This is a genomic window from Oceaniglobus indicus, assembly GCF_002751875.1.
GTDB lineage: Bacteria > Pseudomonadota > Alphaproteobacteria > Rhodobacterales > Rhodobacteraceae > Oceaniglobus > Oceaniglobus indicus.
The window spans coordinates 70142-83932 of sequence record NZ_NMZM01000006.1 but is presented as its reverse complement, the minus strand read 5'-3'; the positions used below and the strand labels follow the sequence as shown (position 1 = coordinate 83932).

Below are 13791 nucleotides of genomic sequence, written 5' to 3'. Positions count from 1 at the left end.
TTTTCCGTTTGACACCCCAGCCCGGCTTGAGTATTTCGCGCTCCTGTGGATGGCGTTGTAGCTCAGCTGGTTAGAGCACAGCACTCATAATGCTGGGGTCGGCGGTTCAAGTCCGCCCAACGCTACCACTTGTCCCCCCTTATCGTGAACGCCTTTGCGGGCCGCCGCCGATGGTGGCGTTTCCCCCCCGCACCCCGAAGGACCGGGCACCGCAAGACGGGCCTCAGCGATCGCTGGTCGTGGCTGGATGGCGATCGGGCGGGGCGGGCATGCGATCGGCGCCGGACCGCGTGGTCGCGGGGCGATTCGCCGGCCTGCGATGCGGCGGCAGGGGTGTCGCCTGCGTCTCGGGCGGCTGCCCTGTCGGGGCGGTGACCATCGCGATTTCGCGCCCTGAAACGGTCAGTGTTCCGTCCTCTTTCAACTGCCGAAGCAGCCGTGACATGGTTTCCGGCCGCACGCCGATCAGGTCGGCAAGGTCGGATCGCGAAAGCGGCAGGTGCATGCACAGCCGATCGCCCTCCCGTTGGCCGTGCCGCTGCATCAGTTGCATCAGAAGATTGCGAAGCCGGTCGCGGTTCGAGCTGACCGAGGCGGCGATGATGCGGTCGTGGTTGCCGTCGATCTCGGTCAGGCAGCGGGCGGTGATGCCGTGCAACACGCCCGGGTTCGCGTCGATGATACGGGCCACGTTGCGCGGCGCGACGGCGCACACCCGCGATGGCACCAGCGCGCGCGCCTCGGTCTTGTGGCGGGCGTTGCTCAGGAACGACCGATAACCGATGACGTCGCCGGGATAGGCCAGCTTGATCAGGGTCGAGGTTCCGTCACGGTGGTGCGTGCGCACCGCGATCAGCCCGGCCGAGACACAGAAAACCCCCCGGTTTTCATCGTCCTGCGCGTAAAGAACCTGTTGCGCGGCCAGGCTGTTGCGCGAAAAGCCGCGTTTCAGGTCGGACAGGCCGCAAGCATCGACCGGCCGCCAGACGCTGTCGTCGTAGAAGGCGCATCCACCGCAGGGGTGGTCTGGTGTGTTCGTGTTCATGGCCGCGTGACTGTCCGCTGGGGCGCTGTGCGGGCACGCTATCGGGGTCGGGTGGCGGTGTCGATTGCGGCGTATGACCACGGGTGGGATGACGCCGCCGCCGTCGGCCCCTGTGCGGCGGGTGACAGGGGCGACCGCGGCCGTCGCGCTCAGCCCGACATCGCCTTGCCCGACCAATCCACGCCGCGCGCCCCTGTCAGGAACCCGTCGGACAGCCGCGCGCCGGTTTCGTCCCTGCCGATCGCCTCGACCAGTTGATCGCCACTCAGATGGCCATCCAGCAGCTGCCGGTAAAGGCGGCACAGGGCGTCGAAGCCGCTCGATTGCGGCGACAGGCGCAGGGCGCTGACACCGGCATCGGCCAGCGCGTCCGCCTGATAGGCGGCGCAGGCATGGGTGTCGGACAGGGTCTGCACCCCGTTCATCGCCAGAAACGGCTGACCGTCCAGCGTTTTCACGTCCAGCCCGTCGGGATCGTCTTCGCAGGCGAATTGACAGTTGTCCTTGGTGCGCCCGTGCATCCGCGCATGATAGCATCGCCCCGAAATCGCCAGCGGCAGGCGGCCGTGGCCCCAGACCTCGATGGCCACGCCCAGATCGGCCCCCGTGCGCGCCAGCCGTGCCACGGAGTCGAGCGGCAGTTCCGGTGGCAGGCAGATGCGCGTCGCACCCCGCCCCGCCAGCCACGAAATCGTGCCCTCGTTATAGACGTTGACCAGCGGCCCCACCCAGAAGGGCATGCCTTCGGGAAGATGGGCCAGTGCGGTCAGGTCATTGACCTCGATCGGGATGCCCATCTCGGCCAGCGCGCCGGTCGCCTTTCGCTCGCGCTTGAGCGTGACCAGGGCAAGACTGGTCAAGGCGACCTCCTTGCCGGCGTCGGTCAGCGTTGCGATCGCGTCGGGGATGCGGTCCTGGAAGAACGGCAGGCGCTTGGAGCAGACGAGTTCGCCCAACACCAGCCGGTCGACCGGCGCCTGGGCCAGGTCGTCGTAAAAGGCGCTCCAGCGCTCTGCCGACCAGAAGAACTGAACGGGCCCGACTGTCAGATCCATGTCGTCATCTCCATGTTTTCTTGTAGGCGCCGGTGGTCATCGCCTGGCCTTCGGACAAACGGGCCAGCATCCCTTCGGGCATCGGCCGCCCCGCCTCGAGCGCATCCACCGCGGCCCGGAAATTACGCACGACTTGGGCCACATAGGAGCGCGACCGCTGCCGCCCCTCGATCTTGAGCGCGGTCACCCCGGCCTTCTGCAACTGCGGGATCAGCTGTTCGGCGTTCAGGCTGACGGGATCCTCGAACAGGTGGGTGGTTTTCTCGCCGGCGCTGAAACAGCCCTTGCACAAAGTGGGATAGGGCGCCGGTTCGTCCTTACCGACGCGGTGGATGATGTAACCGCCCAGCTTTGCATCCAGAACGCCGCCCTGGTCGTGGTATTCCACGTGGCTTGCGGGGGAACAGACGCCGTTCATGTTGGGCGAACGTCCCGTGGCATAGGACGACAGCGAACACCGCCCCTCGGCCATGACGCACAGGCCGCCATAGACGAAAACCTCGGTCTCGACCTCGGTTTCGGCGTTGATCGCCGCGATCTCGGGCACCGACAGCACCCGCGGCAGGACCACCCGTTTGACGCCGAAGGTATCGGCATAGAAGTTGAGCGCATCCGCATTCGACGCCGCCGCCTGGACCGACAGGTGCCGACGCAGACCCGGATGGTGGCGCGCGGCATGATCCAGCAGGCCAAGATCGGCCAGGATGGCCGCATCGGCGCCGCAGCTTTCGGCATCGGCCACGGCACGGTGCCAGAGCGCCTCGTCACCGGCGCGCGGGAACGTGTTGATGGCCACCAGGACCTTGGCGCCATGGTCATGGGCAAAGGCGATGCCGGCGCGCATCTCGTCGCGCTGAAAGTTCAGGCCGGGAAAGTTGCGCGCGTTCGTTTCGTCGGCAAACCCGCAATAGATCGTATGCGCCCCGGCGGTCACGGCGGCGCGCAGGGATGCCGGCGTGCCGGCCGGACAGACGATTTCCATTACCATGCCCCATTCTCTTCGGCGCGGGTCAGGCTGACTCCGCTGTGTTTTTCGATCTGTGCGAAAAGCCGTTGCAGCGGGCCCTTCATCGGGCCGCAGAAAAACGTCATCTCCTGCGACAGGTCCAGTTCGCTGTCATCGATCGCGTTGCGCAGCGCCAGCGCGGCCGAGGTGTCGCCCTCGATCACCAGATCGCGCGAGAAGAACAGCGCATCGCCGTCAAACGCGCCATGCACCAGCCCCAACAGCGCCGCCAGTGGCCCGGCGATCCGCGCCGCGCCGTCGCCGCCCCCGCGCGCCAGGCTGACGCGCGGTGTGCCGCCCCCCGGTTCAAGGTGGATGACGAACGGCAGGTCTGTCGGGTCCAGCACGAACCGCGTCCGGTCATAGTCGCCCAGCCTGCGAAACAGCCCCGGATGCCGGCGGGCGATGCTGCGCGAAAACGCGGTCAACGCAAGCGACATCGGCGCCAGCGGCAGCATGCGAAGCGGGATCGCCAATGCCGCGGGAAACAGCGGGATTTGCCCGGGAAGCGGTGACACTTGGCAGGTTCCTTCAGCGGTCGTCCGAACGATTGCCACCGTCTTAGGCCCCGGTTTGGCAAATGAAATTGACGATCGTCAATTTCAGCCGGATTCATTGCTGATACGTGCAGACCAGTTTGCCTGACAGGATTGCCCGTGCGCGTTTTACCTTCGTTTCCCAGCCTGCGCAGTTTTCTTGATTGGTGCGGCCGGACCGACCAGCTTGCGGGCATTTCCGAGCCTGTCCCGACCCGGCACCGGATGACGGCCGTGCATCGCGCCGTGCTTGAGCGTGGCGGCCCGGTCCTGCGGTTCGACCGTCCGGTGCTGGATTGCGGCAAGGTTGCGGATATTCCCGTCATCACCAATCTGTTCGGCACGCCGGGCCGGGTTGCGGCGGGCCTTGGCATCGCCTGTGACGGTCTGGACGATCTCGGCACGTTCCTTGCGGCATTGCGCGCACCGGCGCCGCCCGACGGGCTGCGCGATGCGCTGTCGCGCTGGCCGATGCTGAAGGCGGCATTGGCCACGCGGCCCCGGATCGTGTCGGCCGCGCCGGTGCACGAACAGGTTTCAGCGGGCACGCAGATCGATCTGGGTGCGCTGCCGGTGCAGACACATTGGCCGGGCGACGCCGGCCCGCTGATCACCTGGCCGGTGGTGGTGACCCGGCCGCACGGATCGGGGCGGGCCGAGATCAACCGCTATAACGCAGGTGTCTATCGCGCCCAGGTCATCGCACGCGACAAGATCATCCTGCGCTGGTTGCCGCACCGCGGCGGTGCCGCCCACCACCGCGGTTGGGCGCGGCACGGCAACGCCATGCCTGTTGCCATCGTGCTGGGTTGCGACCCCGCAACCTTGCTGTCGGCCGCGCTGCCGTTGCCAGAAACCGTGTCCGAGCTGAGCTTTGCGGGCGCGCTGAACAACGCCCGCCCCCGGCTGGTGCCTGCAAAAACCGTCGACCTGATGGTGCCGGCCGATGCCGAAATCGTGCTGGAGGGCATGGTGTCGCCCACCGAACTGGCGCCCGAGGGGCCGTTCGGCGATCACACCGGCTATTACAACCGGGCCGAGCGTTTCCCGGTGATGCAGGTCACCGCGATCACGCACCGGCGCAAGCCCCTTTACCTGTCCACCTACACCGGGCGCCCGCCGGACGAGCCTGCGATCATTGGCGAGGTCTTCAACCGGCTGGCGCTTCCGACGATCCGCGCCCAGATCCCCGAAATCCGCGATCTGTGGCTGCCGCCTGCCGCCTGCTCATATCGGATTGCGGTGATCAGCATCGACAAACGCTATCCCGGTCAGGCCCGGCGCGTGATGATGGGGCTGTGGGGGATGCTGCCGCAGTTCAGCTATACCAAGATGATCATCGTGGTGGATGCCGACCTGGACCCGTCGAACTGGGACGATATCGCCTGGGCGCTGGCCACGCGGATGGACCCGTCGCGCGACGTCATGATGCTGGAGAACACACCGATGGATTACCTGGACTTTGCCTCGCCCCAGGCCGGGCTGGCCGGAAAGATGGGGATCGACGCAACCGTCAAGATCGACAGCGAAACCTCGCGCGAATGGGGCGAGGTGATGCAGACCGCGCCGGCGGATGCCGCATTCGCCGCCGACCTGCTGTCGCGCGTCATGCCCGGGCGGCAACCATGACGGCGCCGCGGGTCATCCTGGGGATCGCGGGCGCGTCTGGCGCCGGGCTGGGCCTGTCCTGCGCGCGCCAACTGGCCGCGCTGGGCGTCCAGATCGACCTTGTGATCAGCGCGGCGGCAGAACGCACGTTGCGCACGGAATGTGGCGCCACCGCGCAGGACGAATTGCGCGGCTACGCGACGCGCCTCCATGGCATCGCCGATATCGGCGCAAGCATCGCCTCGGGGTCGGTTCCGGTGGCGGGCATGATCGTGGCGCCGTGTTCCATGCGCTCTCTTGCGGCGATCGCCCATGGGCTGGACGACAACCTGTTGACCCGCGCCGCCAGCGTGCAACTGAAGGAACGCCGCCGCCTGGTCCTGCTGACGCGCGAGGCGCCTCTGACCCTTGCGCATCTGCGCAACATGACGGCCGCCACCGAAATGGGCGCGATCCTGTTGCCACCGGTTCCGGCCTTCTATCTGAACCCGCAGAGCCTGGCCGAGATCGTCGATCAGATCGCCGCCCGGGCGATCGACGTCCTTGGGGTCGCGCCGCCGGTGGCAAGTCAATGGACCGATCCGCCGGTGCCGTAAGCACGGCGTGTCCCGGCCGGTGGCTGTTGTCGTGCCAATGGCCTATGTTGGCGCACCCGGCTGTTTTCGGCCACGGGGCGACAGATTTGATCTTGCTCAAGGCGTGACGCTTCCGCCGGGGGTAATGTGGCCCTGTCCGGGTGGTTGAGGCTCGGGGATCGACCGCGACGCGCCCCGCCGCGATGGGGCCACGCGGCGAACGGTTGCGCCCGCGCGTGCGGCGCAGTGCACCAAAGCGGCCGCGGGCACCGCTCGGCTTGTCCATTTGACCAAAAGGCCTTTTGCGATGACATTTCGAACCGCCACCGCCACGATGCCCGACATTCGACGATCCGAGTTCCGCTCGCTTCTGCTGGGCTGTCCCGGAATGCGTGTGCAGAGGGATCCGCGAGGCACGATCCTGAGTCACGAGGGCGATTTCGCCGATCATTCGATGCTGCTGCTCGAAGGGTGGATCGGCCTGTCGAAAAGCCTGCCCCATGGCGATACGCAGATCATCGACATCATGCTGCCCGAGGATTTTGCCCTGATCGGCACGCAGATCGTGCCCGTCGCGGCCTGCACGGTCGAGGCGCTGGATGACGTCGAATACATCCTGATCCATCCGGCCACGGCGAACGGGCCGTCGCCCGCCCTGGCGCGTCTGCGTGAAATCATGGCCGCGGCGATCCTGACGACCCAGTCGCGCACGTCCGAGTTGCTGTTGCGTCTTGGCCATGGCAATGCCGCCAACCGCCTTGCCTATGCCCTGCTGGAATTGTTCGTCCGGCTTGAATACGTCGGACGGACCGCCGGCACGACGTTCGATTTCCCCATCACCCAGCAGAAGCTGGGCGAATTCACCGGGTTGACCAACGTGCATGTCTGCCGGACCCTGCGGCGTTTCGAACGGGCCGGCGTGATCGCCTATCCCGACCGCCGATCCATCCGGCTGAGCGATACCGGTGCGCTGGCGGATCTTGCCGGGGTCGACATGGCGATCCTGCGCGACGAGATCCTGATGCGCGCGCCCTGTCCGCCGGTGGCCTCCTAGCGGTATTCGACGATCTCGCCCAGGGCCTGACCGGCCAGTTCCTCGCTTGCGTCGCGCGCGATATCGCCAAGCGACACGATGCCGACAAGCGTTCCGTCGGAATCGCAGACCACCAGCCGCCTGACCTGGTATTCGCCCATCAGCCGCGCCGCTTCGACAACATCGACATCGGGGCCGCAGCTGTGCACGTGGGGGGTCATGATGCGGCTGACCGGGCCATCGGCCGACCAACCGGTTTCGGTCAACAGCCGGATCGTCAGATCGCGGTCGGTGACGACACCGACGGGGCGTCCGTTGTCCATCACCGGCACCATGCCGATGTCCCGGTCCTTCAACAGCGCGGCCACGGCATGGATCGACGTTGCCGGTGTGGCAACCGATACCCGCGCGCGCATCACCTGTCGCACCCGCATGGATTTGTTCCCCTATACACTTGGCTGTTTTCGTTTCCGTTTTCGGTCACGATCCTTCAGCGCCTCGAAGCCCACGATCACGTCCAGAAGTTCGGTCGTGATCTCGTCCTGGCGCACGGTGCGGGTTTCCGCCTGAAGATCGTCAAGCCGGTCGTCCACCGATTGCTCGGCCTGCTGCATCCGCGCCAGGCGGGCGGCATTCTCGGTCAGCAGCGCCTCGGCCGACGCGCGATAGATCGTGGCATGGATCAGGTTGCGGATCAGCACGGCCAGCAGTTCGGGCGCGGGCATCGGCGCACTTGGCAGGCTGCGCGATTGCCACCGGCGCGCGGCAAGATCCTCCAGCAGGGCGGCATCCAGCGGCAACAGCGGTCGACAGACCGCGCGCTGCTGTCCGTGATCTGCGCGCTGGGTAAAGACCAGCGCGATGGCGGGGTCTCCGCCGGTGTCGGCTGCGCGCATCGCTTCCAGGCGGGTCACCAACTCGCCCGCCAGTCGGTTCAGCCCGTCCGCATTGGCGGGGGGCAGAAGGGTTGCCTCGGGCGTCATGCCCTCGCCGCCAAGCGCATCGCGCATCTGGGCGCCGACGCACAGGATGCGGGTGTCGGCGGCGGCGTGCCTGCGCGCCTCAACCGCCACGATTTCGTTATAGTTGCCGCACAGCCCGTGATCGGACCCCATCACGACAAGGATCCCGCGGCCCTTGTTCGCCGATGCCTGGCTGAGTGCGCCGTTCACCGTGATGAAGGCATGCAGCCCGTCAAGCACGGTATGGTGCCACGCCTCGATGGCGCGGGCCGCCTGTTCGTAGGGCGCGGCGTTGATCGCCGACATCGTCTTCATCGTGCGCACGATCCCGCGGATGCTTTGCATCGTGTCGGTCTGGCGCGTCAGGCGTTCAAGCGTCTGGGCCATGGCCGACCTCGCTCAGCGCGTCGCGGGCCAGACCGGCGATCCGCGCGCGGTCATCGGGTGTCATGCGCCGGCCCGAGCCGATCAGCGCCGCCGTCTCGCCGTTGTCGTGACGGACGGCGGCGCGCACGGCGGCCGCGCCCGTTGCGGTCGTGGCCTCGTCCATGGCGTCGAACAGGCCCTCGATCGCCGCGATGAGGATGGCAAGCTGTTCATCGGCCGGCATCGGGTCACGCTCGGGCTGGCGCAGCGCACCGCGCACCGCCGCGCCGCGCGTCAGGTTTCGTTGGGTCGCGTCGTCCAGCCGTGTGCCGAAGCGGGCGAATTCTTCCAGCTCTTCGAACTGCGACAGGGTCACGCGCAGGTTGCCCGCCACGTCGCGCAGGGCAGGGGCCTGGGCCTTGCCGCCCACCCGGCTGACCGACACGCCCAGATCGACGGCGGGAAACTGGTTGCGCCGCACCAGGCGCGGCGACAGGTAGATCTGTCCGTCGGTGATCGAGATCAGGTTGGTGGGGATATAGGCCGACAGGTTCTCGGCCTGGGTTTCGACCACCGGCAGCGCGGTGATCGACCCGCCGCCGATGCGCGGCGCGAACTGGCCGGCACGTTCCAGCAGGCGGGCGTGGACATAGAAGATGTCGCCGGGAAACGCCTCGCGACCCGGCGGTCGGCGCAGCAGCAGCGACAGCTCGCGATAGGAATGGGCATGGTGGGTCAGGTCGTCGAACACGATCAGAACATCGCGCCCCGTGGCGGCCAGCGCCTCGGCCATGGTCATGGCGGCATAGGGCGCGACCCACGACAGGCCGGGGGCCTCTTCGTCGCCGGCGGTCACGACGATGGTGTGATCCATGGCGCCACCGTCGTGCAGCGCGCCGATCACCTTGGCGACGGCATCGCCGCGCTGGCCGATGGCGCAATAGATGCACAGAACACCGGTGCCGCGCTGGTTCAGGATGGCATCGACCGCGATCGAGGTCTTGCCGGTCTGCCGGTCGCCGACGATCAGTTCGCGCTGGCCCATGCCCACCGGCACCGCGGCGTCCACGGCCTTCAGCCCGGTGGCCAGGGGTCGAGTCACGGGCGCGCGATCCAGGATGCCGGGCGCGTCGGTTTCGATGGGGCGCAAGCGGTCCGTCGCGGGGGGATCGCCGCCGTCACGGGGCCGTCCCAGCGCATCGACAACCCGGCCCAGCATGGCCGCGCCCACCGGCACGCTGACGACACGGCCGGTGCGCCGCACGTCCGATCCGGGCACCACCGCGCCCGAGGGGCCCAGCAGGACCACGCCCAAGCGGTCGGCCTCAAGGTCGAAGACGATACCGACGAGGCCACCGCCGAATTCCAGCACCTCGTCCAGCAGGGCGCGGGCAAGGCCGGTGACAATGGCGATGCCGTCACCGATTTCCGTGACCGTCCCGATCTCGTGCAGGTGCGGTTCAGGCGCGGGCGCGTCGAGCAGCGCCTGAAGCAGATCATCCGTGGTGTCATGCGGCATCGGAGTGCCCCCTGCGCGTGCTTGCGTCGTCCAGCATGTCCTGCAACCCGTCGACATAGCCGTCGACGGTCCAGCCCAGTTGCGCGCCGCCAAGACGCAGCGACAGGCCCGGCGAAAGCGTTTCGTCGGTCGTGAAGCGGACCTGGGTGCCGGGCAGCGCCCCGGCGACCGCATCGCCGATGCGCGACCGCAGGTCGTCGGACAACGCACGCTGCGTCGTCACCACCGCATCGCGGCTGTCGCCCGCCGCATCGCGCAGATCGCCCGTCATCCGCGGCAGGCGCGACAGGGCGCGCGCGACGATCCGTTCCTCCAGCGTTTCGCCGGCAAGATCGTCCAGCGCCTTGCGCAGCAGCGCGATCAACGCCGTGGCGCCCTTGTGGTGCAGATCCTGCGCATAGCGACGCGCCTCGTTCTCGCGCTCGGCCGCGCGGGTGGCCTGTTCGCGGGCGATCCGGTCACGTGCTTCGGCCAGCAGGGCATCGCGCTCGGCCTCGGCCTCGCGGCGCACCTGCGCCAGCGCGCCCTCGCGGCCCTCTTTCAGGCGGGCGGCTTCGGCGCGGTGTTCGGACTCGGCCGCCTTCGCCGCCTCGCGGATCCGGGCGGCTTCGCCCATGCGGGCGGCGATGGCAGCTTCGCGGGCGTCGATCCCCGCCAGGATCGGCCCGTAGAGAAACCGCTTCAACAGCCAGACCAACACCAGAAAGTTGACCAGTTGCGCGGCGACGGTGATCCAGTCGATGGACATGTCAGCTGCCCTGTGCCGCCGCTTCCAGCGCCGCGTTCCAGAACGGGTTGGCGAACAACAGGATCATGGCGACAACGAAACAATAGATCGCGGTGGATTCGATCATCGCAAGGCTGACGAACAGGGTGCGCGACAGGGTCGAGGCCGCGTCGGGCTGCTGGGCGATGGACGACAGCGCCTGGGCAGCGGCGCGCCCTTCGCCCAGTGCGGGGCCAAGCGCGCCGAACGACACGGTCAGTCCGGCGGTGAAGATGGAAATGGCGGCGATGATGGCGAGGTCGGTCATGATGGCTCCTGTGCGGGGTCGGGAACGGCCGTGGCCGATGAGATATAGACGGTGGCGAGGATGGCGAAGATGTAGGCTTGGATGACGCCGGTCAGCAGGCCCAGCATGTCCATCACCACGGGAAAGAAGAACGGTGCGACGCCCAGCAGGATCGCCGCGATCACCGCCCCGCTCATGACGTTGCCGTAAAGCCGGATCGCCAGCGAGATGCCGCGCGACGCCTCGCCGATGATATTGAACGGCAGCATGATCACGTTCGGCTCGAGGTAGCTGTGCAGGTAACCGCCGAGGCCACGCGCGCCGATCCCGAACAGCGGAACGGCGACCAGCACGGCCAGCGCAAGGGCGGCGGTGGTCGAAAGCGACGCGGTGGGCGACCGCCAGCCGGGGACGATCATCAGCAGGTTCGATGTGACGATGAACAGGAACAGCGTGCCCGCGAAATGCAGCAGGCGGCGGTCGGGGCGGGCGCTGATTTCGTCGATCTGGCCCTGGATCGTCAGCACGATGGTTTCCAGCACGGTGCGCCAGCGGTCCGGCGGCACCTCGGGCTTCAGACTGCGGGTGATCAGGATCGACGCGATCGTCAGGATCGCCATGACCGCCCAGGTGAACACGATGGTGGCGTTCACGCCGAAACCGGCGATGTGGAAGACGATGCTTTCATCGGGGCTGAGTTCCATCACGCACGTCCTTTCGCCGGGCGCAGGACCGCGACCAGGATCGTGCGCGTGGCGACAAAGGCCAGCGCGAATCCCAGCGCCGCAACCGCGCCCAGGGTGGCGACCCACCAGCCGGCCGCCAGCAACAGCGCGATGCGCAGGGCCGCGCTGGGCAACAGCACGGCCATGGGCCGCGCCGCGCGCAGCGCCAGCCGCATCCCCCATCCCAGCCCGGCAAAGAACAACGCCGCGGCAACGCCGCCGAACGCCACGCCGGTGGCGAACAGGGTCCAGTCGATGTCGGTCATTTGTCTTTCTCCCTGTCGATCCAGCGCCATGCGAGGAACGCGCCGATCACGGCACCCCCAAGGATCAGCGCGATGGTCCACGAAAAAGTCTGCGGCGCCACGCGGTTCAGCCAGAGGCCCAGGAAGGCCCCCGCCACCGTCGGCACCGCGACGGCCCAGCCGATCATCCCGAACACGCCGATGCCGCGCAGGGGGCTGGGGCCGGGGTTGTCGCGCGCCGCCTGCTTGCGTGCCGCATCGCGCCCGATGCGGTCCTGTCTGTCGCGGTCGCCCGTCATGGCCGCGGCTCCGCCCGCAGGCCGGCAAACCGGCGCACCATGTCGGCTTCCAGCCGCGACAGGGCCGAACGGGCCACCCGTTCGTCGTCCTCAAGCGTGGCGAAGAACGCACCGACCGTTTCATGCAACGACGCAAGGTCGGCGCTTTCGACACCCCGGCGCACGGCGATGTCGATGGCGTGTCCCTTCTTGACCAGCAGTCCCTCGTCGATGCCGAAGACCCGTTCGGTCCCGTCCGGTTCGCCCAGCAACAGGACCGACGGCACCAGTGCGGTGACCAGATCGACGTGGTTGGGCAGGATGCCGAACGCCCCGTCGGCGCCTTCGGCGTTCAGTTTCCGGGCGGCGCCGTCGAACAGCAGGGCACCGGGCAGGCGGATGGTGACGTGCATTTGCGATGCCATGCTCATGCCGCCACCTCGGTCTCGGGCAGGGCGCCGATCATGTAATAATCGCTCTCGGGGCGCTCGAAACTGGTCTGGGCCAGGATCGCCGCGCACCCGTCCAGGGTTGCGGACAGCGGCACCATCTTGCCGCCTTCGCCGGTGGACAGGCTGACGGTGGCGAAGGGTTGCGTCAGGAACCGTTCAAGCCGGCGCGCGCGGGCGACCACGGCGCGGTCGTGGGCCGAAAGCTCCTCGATGCCCAGCATGGCGATGATGTCGCGCAGGTCGTCGTATTCGGCCAGGGTGCGGCGCACGGCGCGGGCGATGTCGTAATGCCGCTGACCGACGACGTTCGGCGTCAGCATCACCGACGACGAGGCCAGTGGATCCACCGCCGGATACAACCCTTCGGACGCGCGCTTGCGCGACAGGACCACCGACGCCGACAGGTGAGAAAAGATGTGCGCCGCCGCCGGGTCGGTAAAATCGTCGGCCGGGACATAGACCGCTTGGATCGATGTGATCGCCCCGGACCGGGTGGACGCGATGCGTTCCTGCAACGTGGCCAGTTCGGTCGCCAGCGTCGGCTGATACCCCACCCGCGACGGCATCCGCCCCATCAGGCCCGACACCTCGGATCCCGCCTGGACATAGCGGAACACGTTGTCGATCAGCAGCAGCACGTCCTGCTTGCGGTCGTCGCGGAACCATTCGGCCATGGTCAGCGCCGATTTTCCGACAAGGAACCGCACGCCGGGGCTTTCGTTCATCTGGCCGAACAGCATCACCATCCGGTCGCGCACGCCGGCTTCGCCCATCTCGCGCCACAATTCCTCGGCCTCGCGCGAACGTTCGCCGATGCCGCAGAACAGGCTGACGCCGTGGTGGTGTTCCACGGTGTTGTGGATCAATTCGCTCAGCAGCACGGTCTTGCCCACGCCCGCGCCGCCGAACAGCCCGGTCTTGCCGCCGCGTTCGATGGGGGCCAGCAGGTCGATGGCCTTGATCCCCGTCTCCAGAACCTCGGCCCGCAGAACCCGGTCGGACAGGGGCGGCGGCGTGCGGTGGATCGAGCGGCGGTCGGCTGCGTCGGGGGGTGGCTGGTCGTCGATGGGATCGCCGAAGACGTTCAGCATCCGGCCCAGCACGGCCTCGCCCACCGGCACCTTCACCGGGCCGCCAGTGGCGCGCACCGGGGTGCCAAGGCCGAGGCCCTGCACCGGGTGCAGCGCGATACACCGCGCCGCCCCGCCATCGACGAACGACATCACCTGCAACGCGATGTCGCCGGCGTAGAGCAGATCGTCGATCTGCGGGCCGCTTTCGTCGGTTGTGGCAGGGAACAGCGCATCGACAATCCCGCCACGCACCGCGACGATCCGGCCGGTTGCCGCCTGGGTGTCGGGGGTGGCTGCCAT

Annotated in this window: 17 protein-coding genes and 1 tRNA gene; 4 read left to right on the top strand and 14 right to left on the bottom strand. The window is 67.9% G+C overall.

The genetic code is table 11. The features are described from left to right. Window positions 1-51 precede the first annotated feature (51 nt). Window positions 52-128, top strand: a tRNA-Met gene (locus tag CFP68_RS10885). 95 nt (window positions 129-223) lie between these two features. Here the strand turns inward: CFP68_RS10885 and CFP68_RS10880 are convergent. From CFP68_RS10880 to ubiT, 4 genes are all read right to left on the bottom strand, one after another. Continuing rightward, a complete protein-coding gene (locus tag CFP68_RS10880; protein ID WP_099826954.1) occupies window positions 224-1045 on the bottom strand; it encodes a Crp/Fnr family transcriptional regulator in 822 nt (273 codons plus the stop codon). Window positions 1046-1194: 149 nt separating this feature from the next. Next, on the bottom strand, window positions 1195-2100 hold the full coding sequence (ubiV, locus tag CFP68_RS10875) for a ubiquinone anaerobic biosynthesis protein UbiV (protein WP_099826953.1): 906 nt from the start codon (window positions 2098-2100) through the stop codon (window positions 1195-1197). 4 nt (window positions 2101-2104) lie between these two features. After that, window positions 2105-3082: a ubiquinone anaerobic biosynthesis protein UbiU gene (gene ubiU, locus CFP68_RS10870; protein ID WP_099826952.1), complete on the bottom strand. Its 978-nt coding sequence runs from the start codon at window positions 3080-3082 to the stop codon at window positions 2105-2107. Next, window positions 3082-3624 carry a ubiquinone anaerobic biosynthesis accessory factor UbiT gene (ubiT, locus tag CFP68_RS10865; RefSeq protein WP_241524046.1) on the bottom strand — a complete coding sequence of 181 codons (543 nt, stop codon included), beginning with the start codon at window positions 3622-3624 and terminating at the stop codon, window positions 3082-3084. The genes ubiU and ubiT overlap by 1 nt, the downstream gene beginning before the upstream one ends. Before the next feature lie 138 nt (window positions 3625-3762). Between ubiT and CFP68_RS10860 the strand changes: the two genes are divergently transcribed. The 3 genes from CFP68_RS10860 to CFP68_RS10850 all read left to right on the top strand — a co-directional run bounded on the left by CFP68_RS10860 (window position 3763) and on the right by CFP68_RS10850 (window position 6879). After that, window positions 3763-5271: a UbiD family decarboxylase gene (locus tag CFP68_RS10860; protein WP_099827117.1), complete on the top strand. Its 1509-nt coding sequence runs from the start codon at window positions 3763-3765 to the stop codon at window positions 5269-5271. After that, window positions 5268-5846, top strand: a complete 579-nt coding sequence (locus tag CFP68_RS10855) for a UbiX family flavin prenyltransferase (protein WP_099826951.1) — start codon at window positions 5268-5270, stop codon at window positions 5844-5846. Before CFP68_RS10860 ends, CFP68_RS10855 begins: the two co-directional genes overlap by 4 nt. Window positions 5847-6132: 286 nt before the next feature. Then, window positions 6133-6879: a Crp/Fnr family transcriptional regulator gene (locus CFP68_RS10850; RefSeq protein WP_099826950.1), complete on the top strand. Its 747-nt coding sequence runs from the start codon at window positions 6133-6135 to the stop codon at window positions 6877-6879. On the opposite strand, the gene CFP68_RS10845 is transcribed toward CFP68_RS10850, so the two are convergent. The 10 genes from CFP68_RS10845 to atpD are packed head-to-tail and all read right to left on the bottom strand — an operon-like array spanning window position 6876 to window position 13791. Further along, window positions 6876-7292, bottom strand: a complete 417-nt coding sequence (locus CFP68_RS10845; RefSeq protein WP_099826949.1) for a CBS domain-containing protein — start codon at window positions 7290-7292, stop codon at window positions 6876-6878. The genes CFP68_RS10850 and CFP68_RS10845 overlap by 4 nt on opposite strands. A gap of 12 nt (window positions 7293-7304) precedes the next feature. Further along, window positions 7305-8207 carry a F0F1 ATP synthase subunit gamma gene (locus CFP68_RS10840; RefSeq protein WP_099826948.1) on the bottom strand — a complete coding sequence of 301 codons (903 nt, stop codon included), beginning with the start codon at window positions 8205-8207 and terminating at the stop codon, window positions 7305-7307. Next, a complete protein-coding gene (locus CFP68_RS10835) occupies window positions 8191-9705 on the bottom strand; it encodes a F0F1 ATP synthase subunit alpha (RefSeq protein WP_099826947.1) in 1515 nt (504 codons plus the stop codon). Before CFP68_RS10835 ends, CFP68_RS10840 begins: the two co-directional genes overlap by 17 nt. Further along, the gene (locus CFP68_RS10830) at window positions 9695-10453 is read right to left on the bottom strand and encodes a F0F1 ATP synthase subunit B family protein (protein WP_099826946.1); all 759 of its coding nucleotides are present in this window, start codon (window positions 10451-10453) and stop codon (window positions 9695-9697) included. Before CFP68_RS10830 ends, CFP68_RS10835 begins: the two co-directional genes overlap by 11 nt. 1 nt (window position 10454) lies before the next feature. Then, window positions 10455-10739: a F0F1 ATP synthase subunit C gene (locus CFP68_RS10825; protein WP_099826945.1), complete on the bottom strand. Its 285-nt coding sequence runs from the start codon at window positions 10737-10739 to the stop codon at window positions 10455-10457. Further along, window positions 10736-11422, bottom strand: a complete 687-nt coding sequence (locus CFP68_RS10820; protein ID WP_099826944.1) for a F0F1 ATP synthase subunit A — start codon at window positions 11420-11422, stop codon at window positions 10736-10738. Before CFP68_RS10820 ends, CFP68_RS10825 begins: the two co-directional genes overlap by 4 nt. Further along, window positions 11422-11709, bottom strand: a complete 288-nt coding sequence (locus tag CFP68_RS10815) for an ATP synthase subunit AtpR (protein WP_099826943.1) — start codon at window positions 11707-11709, stop codon at window positions 11422-11424. Before CFP68_RS10815 ends, CFP68_RS10820 begins: the two co-directional genes overlap by 1 nt. After that, entirely contained in the window at window positions 11706-11987 is a 282-nt protein-coding gene (locus tag CFP68_RS10810; RefSeq protein ID WP_099826942.1) for an AtpZ/AtpI family protein, read from the bottom strand. The genes CFP68_RS10815 and CFP68_RS10810 overlap by 4 nt, the downstream gene beginning before the upstream one ends. Continuing rightward, complete coding sequence (locus CFP68_RS10805; RefSeq protein ID WP_099826941.1) at window positions 11984-12397, bottom strand: ATPase; 414 nt, start codon at window positions 12395-12397, stop codon at window positions 11984-11986. The genes CFP68_RS10810 and CFP68_RS10805 overlap by 4 nt, the downstream gene beginning before the upstream one ends. Beyond that, complete coding sequence (gene atpD / locus CFP68_RS10800) at window positions 12394-13791, bottom strand: F0F1 ATP synthase subunit beta (protein WP_099827116.1); 1398 nt, start codon at window positions 13789-13791, stop codon at window positions 12394-12396. The genes CFP68_RS10805 and atpD overlap by 4 nt, the downstream gene beginning before the upstream one ends.

Bases quoted from the DNA above. Each gene is read 5' to 3' on its own strand.
- CFP68_RS10880 (WP_099826954.1), bottom strand. From the start codon at position 1,045: ATGAACACGAACACACCAGACCACCCCTGCGGTGGATGCGCCTTCTAC.
- ubiV (WP_099826953.1), bottom strand. From the start codon at position 2,100: ATGGATCTGACAGTCGGGCCCGTTCAGTTCTTCTGGTCGGCAGAGCGC.
- ubiU (WP_099826952.1), bottom strand. From the start codon at position 3,082: ATGGAAATCGTCTGTCCGGCCGGCACGCCGGCATCCCTGCGCGCCGCC.
- CFP68_RS10855 (WP_099826951.1), top strand. From the start codon at position 5,268: ATGACGGCGCCGCGGGTCATCCTGGGGATCGCGGGCGCGTCTGGCGCC.
- CFP68_RS10850 (WP_099826950.1), top strand. From the start codon at position 6,133: ATGACATTTCGAACCGCCACCGCCACGATGCCCGACATTCGACGATCC.
- CFP68_RS10845 (WP_099826949.1), bottom strand. From the start codon at position 7,292: ATGCGGGTGCGACAGGTGATGCGCGCGCGGGTATCGGTTGCCACACCG.
- CFP68_RS10840 (WP_099826948.1), bottom strand. From the start codon at position 8,207: ATGGCCCAGACGCTTGAACGCCTGACGCGCCAGACCGACACGATGCAA.
- CFP68_RS10835 (WP_099826947.1), bottom strand. From the start codon at position 9,705: ATGCCGCATGACACCACGGATGATCTGCTTCAGGCGCTGCTCGACGCG.
- CFP68_RS10830 (WP_099826946.1), bottom strand. From the start codon at position 10,453: ATGTCCATCGACTGGATCACCGTCGCCGCGCAACTGGTCAACTTTCTG.
- CFP68_RS10825 (WP_099826945.1), bottom strand. From the start codon at position 10,739: ATGACCGACCTCGCCATCATCGCCGCCATTTCCATCTTCACCGCCGGA.
- CFP68_RS10820 (WP_099826944.1), bottom strand. From the start codon at position 11,422: ATGGAACTCAGCCCCGATGAAAGCATCGTCTTCCACATCGCCGGTTTC.
- CFP68_RS10815 (WP_099826943.1), bottom strand. From the start codon at position 11,709: ATGACCGACATCGACTGGACCCTGTTCGCCACCGGCGTGGCGTTCGGC.
- CFP68_RS10810 (WP_099826942.1), bottom strand. From the start codon at position 11,987: ATGACGGGCGACCGCGACAGACAGGACCGCATCGGGCGCGATGCGGCA.
- CFP68_RS10805 (WP_099826941.1), bottom strand. From the start codon at position 12,397: ATGAGCATGGCATCGCAAATGCACGTCACCATCCGCCTGCCCGGTGCC.
- atpD (WP_099827116.1), bottom strand. From the start codon at position 13,791: ATGGCAGCCACCCCCGACACCCAGGCGGCAACCGGCCGGATCGTCGCG.